At 38.5% G+C, this 13,485-nt stretch carries 11 protein-coding genes and 1 tRNA gene; 3 read left to right on the plus strand and 9 right to left on the minus strand.

What is annotated here, in order from left to right:
• Window positions 1-528: 528 nt before the first annotated feature.
• The 3 genes from ACZZZK_RS11015 to ACZZZK_RS11025 all read left to right on the plus strand — a co-directional run bounded on the left by ACZZZK_RS11015 (window position 529) and on the right by ACZZZK_RS11025 (window position 3,671).
• Window positions 529-592: transfer RNA gene (locus tag ACZZZK_RS11015), tRNA-OTHER, on the plus strand.
• A gap of 360 nt (window positions 593-952) precedes the next feature.
• Window positions 953-2,050, plus strand: a complete 1,098-nt coding sequence (locus ACZZZK_RS11020; RefSeq protein WP_463484165.1) for a slipin family protein — start codon at window positions 953-955, stop codon at window positions 2,048-2,050.
• 196 nt (window positions 2,051-2,246) lie between these two features.
• The gene (locus ACZZZK_RS11025; RefSeq protein ID WP_463484166.1) at window positions 2,247-3,671 is read left to right on the plus strand and encodes an RtcB family protein; all 1,425 of its coding nucleotides are present in this window, start codon (window positions 2,247-2,249) and stop codon (window positions 3,669-3,671) included.
• Window positions 3,672-3,783: 112 nt separating this feature from the next.
• Here the strand turns inward: ACZZZK_RS11025 and ACZZZK_RS11030 are convergent, their stop codons facing one another.
• The 9 genes from ACZZZK_RS11030 to ACZZZK_RS11070 all read right to left on the minus strand — a co-directional run bounded on the left by ACZZZK_RS11030 (window position 3,784) and on the right by ACZZZK_RS11070 (window position 13,432).
• Window positions 3,784-4,635: a hypothetical protein gene (locus tag ACZZZK_RS11030; RefSeq protein ID WP_463484167.1), complete on the minus strand. Its 852-nt coding sequence runs from the start codon at window positions 4,633-4,635 to the stop codon at window positions 3,784-3,786.
• Between the two features lie 72 nt (window positions 4,636-4,707).
• Entirely contained in the window at window positions 4,708-5,961 is a 1,254-nt protein-coding gene (locus tag ACZZZK_RS11035; protein ID WP_463484168.1) for a pyridoxal phosphate-dependent aminotransferase, read from the minus strand.
• Window positions 5,962-6,073: 112 nt separating this feature from the next.
• Entirely contained in the window at window positions 6,074-7,405 is a 1,332-nt protein-coding gene (gene argH, locus ACZZZK_RS11040; RefSeq protein WP_463484169.1) for an argininosuccinate lyase, read from the minus strand.
• Between the two features lie 108 nt (window positions 7,406-7,513).
• Entirely contained in the window at window positions 7,514-8,578 is a 1,065-nt protein-coding gene (locus ACZZZK_RS11045; protein WP_463484170.1) for a M20 family metallo-hydrolase, read from the minus strand.
• Window positions 8,579-8,647: 69 nt separating this feature from the next.
• A complete protein-coding gene (gene proC, locus ACZZZK_RS11050; RefSeq protein ID WP_463484171.1) occupies window positions 8,648-9,457 on the minus strand; it encodes a pyrroline-5-carboxylate reductase in 810 nt (269 codons plus the stop codon).
• A gap of 276 nt (window positions 9,458-9,733) precedes the next feature.
• Complete coding sequence (argB, locus tag ACZZZK_RS11055) at window positions 9,734-10,564, minus strand: acetylglutamate kinase (protein WP_463484172.1); 831 nt, start codon at window positions 10,562-10,564, stop codon at window positions 9,734-9,736.
• 81 nt (window positions 10,565-10,645) lie between these two features.
• Window positions 10,646-11,620 carry a Rossmann-fold NAD(P)-binding domain-containing protein gene (locus tag ACZZZK_RS11060; protein ID WP_463484173.1) on the minus strand — a complete coding sequence of 325 codons (975 nt, stop codon included), beginning with the start codon at window positions 11,618-11,620 and terminating at the stop codon, window positions 10,646-10,648.
• A gap of 227 nt (window positions 11,621-11,847) precedes the next feature.
• Window positions 11,848-12,978, minus strand: coding sequence for an aspartate aminotransferase family protein (locus ACZZZK_RS11065; RefSeq protein WP_463484174.1), 1,131 nt, complete (start codon window positions 12,976-12,978; stop codon window positions 11,848-11,850).
• 97 nt (window positions 12,979-13,075) lie between these two features.
• Window positions 13,076-13,432: a four helix bundle protein gene (locus tag ACZZZK_RS11070; RefSeq protein WP_463484175.1), complete on the minus strand. Its 357-nt coding sequence runs from the start codon at window positions 13,430-13,432 to the stop codon at window positions 13,076-13,078.
• Between the last annotated feature and the right edge of the window lie 53 nt (window positions 13,433-13,485).

Raw genomic sequence — 13,485 nt, forward strand, 5'->3', positions numbered from 1 at the left:
TCTCGCTAAATATCTGATGTTTTAGCTTATCTAAATATAGAAAACTCTTTTACATCTACGCAACCTAATTGCGCAATGGGTTGATGACAAAGTAACCAACAAAATTTTTTTTCTTTCATTATCAAACACTTAGGTGTTATTTCTAAAATATTTTCTATTGCGCAAATCTGCTGCGCAAGTGGGTAACAACTTTGTAATGTCGCCCAGCGCAATGTTATTAGTTAAGCTTTCGGATTTGTCCCAAAGCGTCATTGCGAGGCACGATGAAAATCGACCCTCGCAACGACGAAATTTTTTAAATACTGACATTGTGCTAAGTGATAAAGTTCTTTGATTACATATAGAAATTAGATATAAAGATATTCCGGTGTAAAAATCGGGATGGCAATATAGAGAGGTATCTATCCACAGTTGCGGGTTTTAAATAGCCCCAAAGTATGAGTGCCGTTGCATTTCATATTCTGATAGAGAGAAAGATGTATTGTCGAAACACGTTATGTGTCGTGGGTTCGAATCCCACTTCCGAGCAATCGGAATAGTTCAGTCTGGTAGAATAACAACACCAAATATGCAGGTTCGAATCCTGCTTCCAAGTGATTGGAATAGCAAAAGGGTAATGCAATGATTAGGGTTCCATCTAGAAAGAAGAGATACTTCAAATTTCTCAAACCAAAAGCGTTGCGAAATGCATTCTGCTCAAAAGATTTTAGAAATCTCAAAAGCAAATTTGCCTTTTGCTTGCAAGTAAAACGAAAAAGGTGCTGATTTAAAAATCAAATCTTCTAGCTGTAGAAAGCCATATTCAACAGAATATCGCCAAAGCAAAAAGTAGATTTCATTCTTAAAAACAACCAGAAGCAATTTATTTCCGCAGAAAACAAATGAATGTTTTCGCAATGCTTTTTAAAAAAATAAACAGTTGAATAATTATAAATTTTAAACATCAAAAAGCATGAGAAAAATTACAATTAACACCAATTATGTTGCATTGGTGTTTAAAAAAGGAGAATTAAAAAGAGTATTAACAGCAGGTAGTTACTGGTTGGGCTTTGGCGAAACCATCACTATGTACGACATGAGCAAAGATTATGATTTCTCTGTCGCAGAATTGGATACGTTTTTATTAAATACCGACTTTGCCAAATTAGTTTATTTGGTAAGCGTAGCAGATAATGAGTTGGCTTTGGTTTATCAAAACAAAAATTTTAAAAACGTTTTAAGGGCAGGTAGATATGCCATCTGGAAAGGTTTGTCGGAATACAGCTTTGTTAAAGTAGATATCAGCAGAATTGAAATTGAGGATAACATTGATAGGAATTTGTTTGAGAAAGCCGCTTTGATCAACTATATCAGAGCTTATAAAATTGAAGCTTACGAAACTGGTTTATTATTTATTGATGGCATGTTTGATAAAGTATTATTGGCTGGAAACTATGTTTACTGGAAAAATAACATCACTATACAAGTTTTGAAAACCGATATGAGGCAATTGAATATGGAGATTATCGGTCAAGAGATTTTAACAAAAGACAAAGCGCAATTGAGAATGAACTTTACGGTTCAATACAAAGTGGAGGATGTGGTTAAAGCGTTGTTGGCCAATAAAGATTTCGAAAAGCAATTGTACATTACCATGCAATTGGCTTTGAGAGAGGCGGTAGGCTTATTAACTTTTGATGAATTGATGGAGAGCAAAGAAAAAATCGGAACATCGGTTTTAGAAAGCACCATTAACAAAGCAGAAGAGTTGGGAGTAAAATTGGCAAATGGAGGTGTAAAAGACATCATTTTATCTGGAGAGATTAAAGATATCATGAACCAAGTTTTAATTGCAGAGAAAAAAGCGCAAGCCAACATGATTACCAGAAGAGAAGAAACTGCATCGACCAGAAGTTTGTTGAATACCGCAAAACTAATGGAAGACAATGCCATGTTGTACAAATTGAAAGAGATGGAATACGTGGAAAAAATTGCAGAGAAAATCAATACCATCAGTTTATCTGGCAGCGGGCAAATTGTTGACCAATTGAAACAAATCTTTGTGAAGTAATATTTATCAAATGCTCCTAAAGTCGTCATTTCGACTGGAGCGCAGCGAAACGGAGAAATCTTTGAAGTTGATGTGAAAACCGAAATCGAAAGATTTCTCCACTACGGTCGAAATGACGAAAAGGAGAAAAAATAAATTAAATTTAGAAACCCTCGGCTAGGTGAACGATGCCTACCGAGGCTTAGTTAGGAACAAAATGAAAACAGAAATAACAGGTAAAACCCTAAAAGCATTAGGTTATACCGAAGGAAAAATATTAGGCTTAGCATTGGAAATCTTGAAGGATAACTTTAAGGACGTGGAAGCTAATGAAATTCAAAAATTATTAAAAAAAGTGAAAAATTATCCAGAGAGTTTTTTGGATGATGAAGTTTTAGGTGTTTTAGCAACGGCATTAATTGAAGAAGCTACACCTAAAAATGATGGCACAATTGAGTTAACTGAAAATGCAAAAAGCTACACTGTATTTGGTGAAGGCTATATTGAAGATGGTGCAAAAGACCAAATGAATATTGCCATGAAGTTGCCTGTTACGGAAGCTGGGGCGTTAATGCCAGATGCGCATCAAGGTTATGGTTTGCCAATTGGCGGAGTTTTAGCAACTCGTAATGCGATTATTCCTTATGGCGTTGGTGTGGATATTGGTTGCCGAATGGCTTTGAGTATTTTCGATATTCCCGAGAAATATTATTTCGGGAAAGATGCGATGTACAAACGAGAATTAATCGCTCATACCAAATTTGGCGCCGGACAAAACTATAAAGGAGATGAAAGAGCCGACCATGAAGTTTTAGAAAATGAAGATTTTAACGCTACTCCTTTCTTAAAAAACTTACACGGCAAAGCTTGGGCACAATTAGGTACTTCTGGTGGCGGAAATCACTTCGTAGAATGGGGAATTATTGATTTTGCAGAGCGAGATGAGGTTTTGAATATTGATAAAGGACGTTACGTGGCTTTGTTGACCCACTCTGGTTCTCGTGGATTTGGCGCAACCATAGCTGGTCATTACACCAAACTGGCGAAAGACATTTGTAAGTTGCCTAGAGAAGCTGTAAATCTTGCTTATTTAGATATGAATACTGCTGAAGGTCAAGAATATTGGATTGCTATGAACTTAGCTGGAGACTATGCTTCTGCTTGTCATGATGTAATTCATAAACGATTGACCAAAGCCATTGGTGCTAAAGTTTTAGCCAAGGTAGAAAACCATCATAATTTTGCATGGAAAGAGACCTTAAATGGCGAGGAATTAATTGTTCATAGAAAAGGTGCTACGCCAGCGGGCGAAGGTGTGATGGGAATTATTCCGGGAAGTATGACTGCGCCAGGATTTTTGGTTAGAGGAAAAGGTGAGACAAGTTCAATTAATTCTGCATCTCACGGCGCAGGGCGATTAATGAGCCGTACAAAAGCCATTCAATCGATTACTAAATCTGACATGAAAGCGATTTTAAAAGACCACAATGTAACGTTAATCGGTGCAGGTTTAGATGAAGCGCCAATGGCTTATAAAGACATCAATAAGGTAATGGCTGCACAAACTGATTTAGTTGATGTAATTGCGAAGTTTGAACCAAAAATGGTGCGCATGGCGGATGACGGAAGTCGGGAGGATTGATTTTAGGAAGAATGAATACAAAGTTGTCAGTTAGGCATTTATAAAACCGCCCTATTCTCAATAAATGAAAATAGGGCGTTTATTTTTTATATTTTTCTGCTACAACCTCACACTAAATATTTGCGTTCTGCAGCGGATAAAATTCGATAATATTATTCATTTTTTTGTCTTTCGCTTTCCCTGTCGGATTAGAGACATTCACAATACTAATATACTTTACCGGATCGCCAGTTGATTCGTAAACAACCACCTCCGAGTAATTCTGCTCATTGATTAATGATGGATCATCACTCAAAACCGCAAAATTTTTATTATTTAATTCATTCAAAATGAAATTTTTATCATGTACCAAAGGAATTCGGTTCTGTATTTTACGCTTTTTCATCCATTGATCGTTTATTTCTGAATAAGGCTTGCTTACTTGACCATTGAAAACAGTAAATATGATTCCACCTAAAATCACAATAAACTCTGCTGCCCAAATCAACCATAAAACCAGACCGCTTACCGTACCCATGCTCTTGATCTGAAAAGAACCTACTGCATTTAGGTTTACAATTTCTTGAAAAAGTATATGAGGATGTGTGAACAGAAAAAAGAAATCGCTGGCTAAAATTTTTAAATCAGCACTGGTCAAATTAAAAGTGAATCCTTTGGCGCTGTAAATTAAAGCATCGAAAAAAACCCATTGAACATAGAAGGCCAGTAATCCGCAAAAAATTGCGATGGATACAACTATTTTTTTATTTCGGAGTTTGCCAAGTTTTACGCCAAAATCAATACAAAAACCTAAGCTGACACCAAGAAGTAGCGCAATGATAGCAATAAACCAGATATTGGGAATTAGTCTTCCGAGAATAATATAGATTAGCGGTAAGATGAAAGCTGATAAAATACCAATGACAAGCGTAATGAGGATTGCTGAGGGCGAAGCATATCCCTGAGGAGTGTATTTGTTTTCCATAAAAGCGTTTAGATGAGATTTTTTATTTGAACACCCGAGCCAACTAATTGTTTGCTCGGGTGCTCAAATGTTTTATTTTAACTTGCTTAATGCCGTTTTAATCCGGGGGAGCATGTCTTTAATATCCTGCAAGGTGCAAGCACCAACCGATGCCCTGAACCAAGGCATGCTGTGTTCGTTTCCAAATGCTGAAAATGGAACCAATGCTGCTCCAGCCTCTTTAATTAAGTAGAAGTTTACATCCGCACTATCCTTTAAAAGCTGACCATCTTCAGTAGTTTTTCCGATGTAGTCGATTTTAATGGTGAGGTAAATTGCACCCATCGGTTCAACCGCGTCAACATTAAAACCTTCGTTTTTCAATTCATTGAAGCCATTGTAAAGCGCATTTAAGCTATCTTGAATTTGACCTTTAAAACTGGTTAAAAATGTATCTACCTGCGTTTTATCGTTAAAATAATTAGACATTGCAACCTGTTCGGCTTTTGGTGCCCAAGCACCCATGTGCCCAACCAATGCCTTCATTCTGTTAACAATATCTTCGGGGCCAAAACCCCAACCTACACGCACACCTGTTGCAGCTAAACATTTCGAAGAACCATCTACGAAAACAGTAAATTCACGCATTGGCGGGCGTAATGACACCGGATTTACATGTTCCTTACCAAAAGTTAGCAATGAATAAATCTGATCGTACATTAAATACAATGGTTTTTCATCCGCTCCGCGGGATGCATTTTCTTCTAAAATAACATCGCATATCTCCGCTAAAGAATCTGCAGCAAACATGGTTCCTGTTGGATTCAATGGCGAACAAAGCGCTAATAATGTTGCGCCTTTTAAATGTGGCTTCAATTGTGCTGCAGTTGGCATAAAGTTATGCGCTGCATCAGTTTCTACAGCAATGGCCTTTGCCGAAGTTAAGTGGCAATAGTGATTGTTGTTCCAGGATGGTGCAGGAAAAACAACTGTGTCACCCGGATCTATCAAAGCTAAATAAGTAGCATAAATCAATGGTCGAGAGCCGCCTGAAACCAGAATACTATTGGTGTTGTATTCCAAACCAAATCTATCTTTCAATAGTTCGGAAACGGTTTGTCTCAATGGCAAAACACCGTCGGCAGGCGGGTAATTGGTTTGATTTGCATGATAGGCATCTACGATTCCGGCTTTTAGTTCCGCTGGAATGGGATAGATGTTCGAATCAAAATCGCCGATGGTTAAATTGGCGATTGAAGCGCCTTTGCGTTTCATTTCATTAACCTCGTTACCAATTTTTATAATTTCTGAGCCTATTAATGAACTGGCTAATACTGAAACTTTCATATATATTACTATTAGTCGCCTTACCCGTCAAACGGAGACATGAAACAATTACTGTCTTAGCAAATTAGGAAACCCATGCTTATAAGATTGCTTCGTACCTCGCAATGACGACTTAACGAATTAAATCTTCTATTGCTTTATTCACTTTCTCAAAGCCAAATTGTGACAAAACTGCCTGCATTCCTGCAGAAATTTGCTCATTACAAAGATTGCCGATACTTCCTTCGTGTGTATGATTTATTTGGCCCGATGGTGCAAAAGTACCATTTTCTATCTGCTCGCCAACTATTTTGTAGGCTTCTCTAAAAGGAACCCCTTGCAAAGCTAAATCGTTTACCACCTCAACACTAAACAAGTAATCGTATTTCTTATCTTTCAAAATATCATCTTTAATAGTGATGTTCTGGAACATGAAGGTCGCAATTTCTAAGCATTCCTTTAATGAGGTAATCGCTGGAAATAGATTTTCCTTCAACAACTGTAAATCGCGATGATAGCCAGATGGAAGATTGGTAATCATCATTGCAATCTCGTTTGGCAAAGCCTGTATTTTATTGCAACGTGAGCGAATCAATTCAAAAACATCAGGATTCTTCTTATGTGGCATAATACTCGAACCTGTTGTTAATTCGGGAGGGAAGCTTATAAATCCAAAATTTTGGTTAATAAACAGACAGACATCCATCGCCATTTTGGCTAAAGTTGCAGCAACAGCGCTCATTGCCTGCGCTAAAATCCTTTCCGTTTTTCCTCTACCCATTTGTGCATAAACCACATTGTAATTTAAGCTTTCAAAACCTAGCAATTCGGTGGTTAGTGTTCTGTTTAAAGGAAATGACGATCCATAACCTGCTGCAGAACCTAAAGGATTTTTGTTGGTGATTTTCCATGCAGCAAGCATTAATTCCATATCATCGGCAAGGCTTTCGGCGTAAGCACCAAACCACAAACCAAAAGATGATGGCATCGCGATCTGCAAATGCGTATAACCTGGCATCAACTTATCCTTGTGCGTATTGCTTAATTCGATGAGCAGATTAAACAAGGTTGATGTTTGGTTAACCATATCTTCAATACAGGCACGGAAAAACAACTTCAAATCAACCAAAACCTGGTCGTTACGTGAACGGCCACTGTGTATCTTTTTGCCTGCTTCGCCGATACGTTGCGTTAACAACCATTCTACCTGCGAATGCACATCCTCAACGGTATCTTCAATAGTAAAATTCCCGGCCTCAATTTCAGCGTAGATATTTTTAAGTTCCTGTTGAACCGTTTTCAATTCTTCGGCGGTAAGCAGATTAATAGTTTCCAACATTTGTGTATGCGCTAAAGAGCCCAAAACATCAAACTTTGCCATTTGTAAATCCAGTTCGCGGTCTTTACCAACCGTAAAAGTTTCCACGAATTTATTTACATCTATATTTTTTTGCCAAATCTTCATAATCAAACTTCGTCATTGCGAGGCACGAAGCAATCCCCTTTGTATGAAATTAAAAACACCTTACGATTCCTCTGCATTAAGATTGCTTCGTTCCTCGCAATGACGGATTTATTGTATCACTGGTTTCAACATATTCACGTATCCCTCAACACCTTCAGCAACCTCTCTAACGTATAAAAACTCATCTGCCATGTGCGAGCGTCCAGAAAACCCCGGTCCACATTTTACTGATGGGATATCCAATAGCGCTTGATCTGACGTAGTTGGCGAACCATAAGTGGTTTTACCCAATGCTATTCCTGCCTGAACTACCGGGTGGTTTTTATCTATCGACGATGGTTTTAAACGAATGGAACGAGGTGTAACATCGCAATCTACATGGGCTCTGATGATTTCTAAAACTTCCTCATTTGTGTAAGCATCGGTTACGCGAACATCAACTGTAAAAGTACAATTTGCCGGCACCACATTGTGTTGAGAACCTGCATTGATAATGGTAACCGTCATTTTCAGCGGACCGAAAACTTCCGATACTTTAGGAAACTGATAATTCCTGAACCACTCAATATCTTTCAGCGCTTTGTAAATTGCATTTTCGCCCTCTTCCCTTGCCGCGTGACCAGCTTTACCATGAGAAACGCAATCGATCACCAACAACCCACGTTCTGCAATGGCTAAATTCATTTCTGTTGGTTCGCCTACGATTCCAAATTCTAACTCACCTAAATCTGGCAAAACCAGTTCCAAGCCATTATTACCAGAAATTTCTTCTTCCGCCGTTGCGGCCAAACAGATGTTATATTTTAAATTCTCCTGCTCGTAGTAATACAAAAACGCACCAATTAACGAAACCAGACAACCACCAGCGTCATTACTTCCCAAGCCGAATAATTTATCGCTTTCAATGGCAGCATCATAAGGATCACGAGTGTAGCCCGAGTTTGGTTTAACAGTATCGTGATGCGAGTTCAGTAACACCGTAGGTTTACTTGCATCGAAATACTTATTATAAGCCCAAACGTTGTTCATTTTGCGTTGGGTTTTAATTCCTCGCTCTTCTAAAAATTGAGCAATTAAATTCGCTGTTCTGTCTTCTTCTTTGCTAAAAGACTGAATGCGGATTAACTGTCGCAACAAATCCAGACTTTCTTTTTGTATATTTTCTAACAACATAGTATCAAGTATTTAGTATTAAGTATCAAGATGTGGAGCCTAAACCCCTAAACCTTTTACCATATACTTTTAACCTTCTTTAGTGTACAAATTTCCAGCTTTTAAAGCTGATAATTTTATACCTTTTATTAATGATGAACTAAAGCCATTATGCTCCATTTCGTTTAAGCCCGCAATGGTACAACCTTTCGGCGAAGTTACTTTATCTATTTCTGATTCTGGGTGTGTGCCATGTAATAAAAGCAAATCTGCTGCTCCCTTAGCGGTTTGAACAGCCATTTTAAGTGCTTCATCTGCATGGAAACCAATTTCGACACCACCTTGCGAAGCGGCTCTTATTGCTCTTAAAAAGAAGGCGATACCACAAGCACAAAGCGCCGTTGCCGACGTCATTAAATCTTCGTTAATCTTCACCACGGAACCAACCGTTTCAAACATTCTGGTTACGTCGGCAATATTTTCTACAGATGCATTGTCGCTAGCCATACAAGTCATAGATTGCCCGATGGCAATGGCTGTATTGGGCATCACTCGGATTACCTCTACATCGTCTCCTAATTTTTCTCTGACCGCAGCACAACTCACACCCGAAATCACCGAAATTACAAGGTGTTTAGCTGAATTTATCGAGGACTTGATTTCATCTAAAACCGTATTTAATTGTTGAGGCAAAACAGCAAGAATTACGACATCAGCACTTGCAACCGCTTGGTTGTTATCTTTTGAAACAACAAAGCCTGCCGATGCGAAAGACTGCAAATGGTCGATATTTCTTCTGGTAAGCATAATGTCGCCAGCTTCAGCAAAATCGGCTTTTACCAACCCTTTTGCTAAAGATAATCCAATATTTCCGCTACCAATTATGGCTATTTTTTTCATGTGGTTAGTTTTATTTGGTTCAGTTACTTAAACTGATATTTATATTTTTTTGGAAAGCAATTGCAGTTTTTAGTTAATGTCAGTCCTGTGCCAAAGGCATTCCCTTGGAACTATTCACTTATCCCGATAAAAAATCGGGATCCGTTTCTATCAGGTTTAATTCACTTCCGTCATTGCAAGTTATGAAGCACTCCCAGTACACTATGCTAATAGCTACAGTTTTAAAATTGCTTCGTACCTCGGAAAGGCAAAACCCTGCCTCCCCTTTTAGAAGATTTAGAGGTTCATCTTCGTCCCGAAAGTCCCATCCGCAAGTTCTCCTAATTCATCAGCTTTGCCAATATAAACTGTAGCAACACCTTTTTTTATCGCCTCAAAAGCATTGTGCAATTTCGGAATCATTCCACCCTGTACTGTGCCGTCAGCTTTTAAACCCTCAAATTCATCCGCTTTGATTTCTCTGACAACTGAATCATCATCATTTACATCTTTCAAAACGCCCTTTTTTTCAAAGCAATATACCAAACGCGTTTCATATAAAGCCGACATTGCAACTGCTACAGCTGAGGCAATGGTATCCGCATTGGTATTTAATAATTGTGTATCTCCATCATGTGTAATTGCACATAAAACCGGTGTTAATCCAGCTTTTAACAAACTATCCAATGTAGTTGCAGAAACAGAATTTTCATCTAAATCGCCAACAAAACCATAATCGATAACTTCTCCGGCTAATGGGCCCGGAGCTGCTCCATGTGTTTTTGTAACAACAGGACGCTTTTTAGCTTTGATGATGTTGCCATCCGCTCCCGATAATCCAATTGCATTGTTGCCCTTAGCTTGTAGCTGGGCAACCATATTTTTATTGATCAACCCTGCATAAACCATCGTAACGATTCGCAAAGTTTCAAGATCTGTAATCCGACGACCTTCAACCATTTTAGCTTCAATGCCTAAGCTTTCGCCCAGTTCGGTTGCAATTTTGCCCCCACCATGAACCAAGATTTTATCGCCAGGTAAGGCCGTAAAATCTAATAAAAACTGATGCAAATTCGCAGAATTATCAATTACGTTTCCGCCTATTTTTATGATGGTAAGTTGTTTCATATATGTGTTATGAGTTGCCAGTTGCCAGTTACATGTTCAGGCAATTAGACCGGCAACATGTAACTGGCAACACACAACAGATTATTTCATTTCTTCCAACATCGCTTTAATTACCGCTTGCGCTGCCCATAAACGATTTCCTGCTTCATGGATCACCAGTGAATTTGGTCCATCCAAAATTTCAGAAGATAATTCCAAATCGCGACGAACAGGCAAACAGTGCATTACTTTTGCGTCGTTAGTGAACTTCAGTTTTTCGTTGTTCATCATCCATCCATCAGGATAAGTTAAAACTTTACCGTATTCTTTATAGCTACTCCAATTCTTCACATAAACATAGTCAGCGCCAGCTAAAGCTTCTTCTATATTATATTGAATATCTGCACCTGGCGTAAATTCTTCGGCGAGTTCATAACCTTCTGGCTGTGCGATGGTGAAATCAATCATTCCCTCTGCTTGTGCCTTGCACATCCATTCTGCAAATGAATTGGGAACAGCCTGAGGCAATGCTTTTACATGAGGGGCCCAAGCCAAAACTACCTTTGGTTTACGTCCGTCTGGTTTTTTATTCCAAGTTTCATGGATGGTGATAATATCGGCGAAGCTTTGTAACGGGTGACGGGTAGCGCTCTCCAAACTCACTACGGGAACGGCGCAGTATTTAACAAACTTGTTAAAAAAGTCTTCGCTATAATCCTCTTCGCGATTGTTTAATTTCGGAAAAGAACGCAAGCCTAAAATATCGCAATATTGACCCATCACGGCTGCCGCTTCACGAATATGTTCCACTGTCGACCCGTTCATGACTACACCATCCTGTGTTTCTAATGCCCAACCTTCTTTGTCTAAATTCATTACCATCACATTCATACCTAAGTTTAGCGCCGCTTTTTGGGTACTCAAACGGGTACGCAAACTTGGATTCATGAAAACCAATCCCAAGGTTTTGTTTTTACCTAAATCTTGGTGTGCATAAGGATTTGCCTTTAATTCAAGTGCATCATTTACAAATTGTTTGATGCTCGGAACATCGTTTACGGAAGTAAAAAGTTTCATTTTTTAAAGCTTAAAGACTAAAGCTCAAGGCTGAAAGCTTCTTGCCAATGCAAAAACAGCCCCAGACTTCAGTCAATTGTTTCTTAACCGTTTCAGCAATTCGATCAGCATTGCTTTAACCTCGTTTGTTATTTTGTTGTCATTGCGAGGTACGAAGCAATCTTAAAGCAATTGCTAAGTATTTCTAGCGTTGTAAGATTGCTTCGTGCCTCGCAATGACGAGTGTATTATTTTACTAACTCACCAAAAGCCGCCAAAAATTCGTCAGCATTTTCTTTTGTTAAATTCAAAGCTGGCAACAAACGAATTACGTTTGGTTTGGCCTCGCCGGTGAAAATATGATGTGTAAATAATAATTCTTTTTTAACGTGAGCTAATTCTTCTGGTAATTCAATTCCTATCATCAACCCACGGCCACGAACTTCTACAACTTGCTCGAATTTCTTCAATTCGGTAATTAAATAGTTTCCAATCTCCTCAGCATTTTTCATTAGACGATCTCTTTCCATCACTTCTAAAACGGCTAAAGCTGCAGCGCAAGCCAGGTGATTGCCCCCAAAAGTGGTTCCTAATTCTCCATGCCAAGGTTTGAATTTCGGCGCAATGGAAATTCCTGCCACTGGAAATCCGTTACCCATTCCTTTCGCCATCGTGTAAACATCTGCTTCAACGCCCGAATAATCATGCGAATAAAACAACCCTGTTCTACCATAACCGCACTGAACTGAATCGGCAATGTAAACCGCATTGTACTCATCGCAAAGAGAACGGATTTTCTGTAGGAAACTTTTTGAGGCTTCTTTGATTCCGCCAACACCTTGAATACCCTCAATAATGACAGCCGAGATTTCATCGCCTTGCGATTTAAAAGCTTCTTCAAGTGCAACCTCATTATTAAAGGGCAAAAAGATTACATTCTCGGTTTGATTAACAGGCGCTACAATTTTCGGATTATCCGTAACTGCCACTGCCAAAGAGGTACGTCCATGAAAAGCGCCAGTAAAAGCAATTACTTTTTTTCTGCCATTGTAAAATGAGGCCAGTTTTAGCGCATTTTCATTGGCTTCTGCACCAGAATTAACCAAAAATAATTGGAAATCTTTTTTGCCAGAAACCTGGCCTAATTTCTCAGCCAATTGCGTTTGCAAAGGGATTTTAACTGAATTAGAGTAAAAACCAACTTTGTTCAATTGATCAGTTAAGCGACTTACATAATGCGGATTGGTATGTCCAATTGAAATCACTGCGTGACCTCCGTATAAATCTAAATATTTTTGTTCGTGAGCATCCCAAACATTGCTGCCAGATGCTTTTGTGATTTCTATATCGTTAAGTGGGTATACGTCGAATAAGTTCATTTTTTTAAAGGTTAAAGACCAAAGACTAAAGACTAAAGCTTCCCGCAATATTTTATATAGCTGCAAGCCTAATCAATAGTTTTTAATCCATGGGTTATTATGGTCGCAAATGTTTAATTAAGCCGATTAACATAGCTTTAACTTCGCCAGCCATTTTACAAATTTCTAAATATTTGCTTTCTTCCAGATATTCTAAATCTTTAGCAAGAAAACAAGCATATTCCATTTCTTGAACTGAGCCTAATGCATTATCAAGAAAGTGAGCGAAATCTTTTTCTGTACGCCGACCTGCTCCCTCAACTATGTTTAGGGGGACAGAATAAGCCGCTCTTTTTACTTGACTATGCAAATCATACTTTTCATGAGCGGGAAATGCAGGTAAAATAACTTTGTAAACATGCAAAACCATCAAATGTGATTTCTTCCAAACGTCTAATTTTTGATAGTCTCTCATTTTTGAACTTACAATAATTAATCTATCTAATAGCAATACGCTATCTTCGCTTT

The sequence above is a fragment of the Pedobacter sp. AC163 genome (assembly GCF_979258665.1).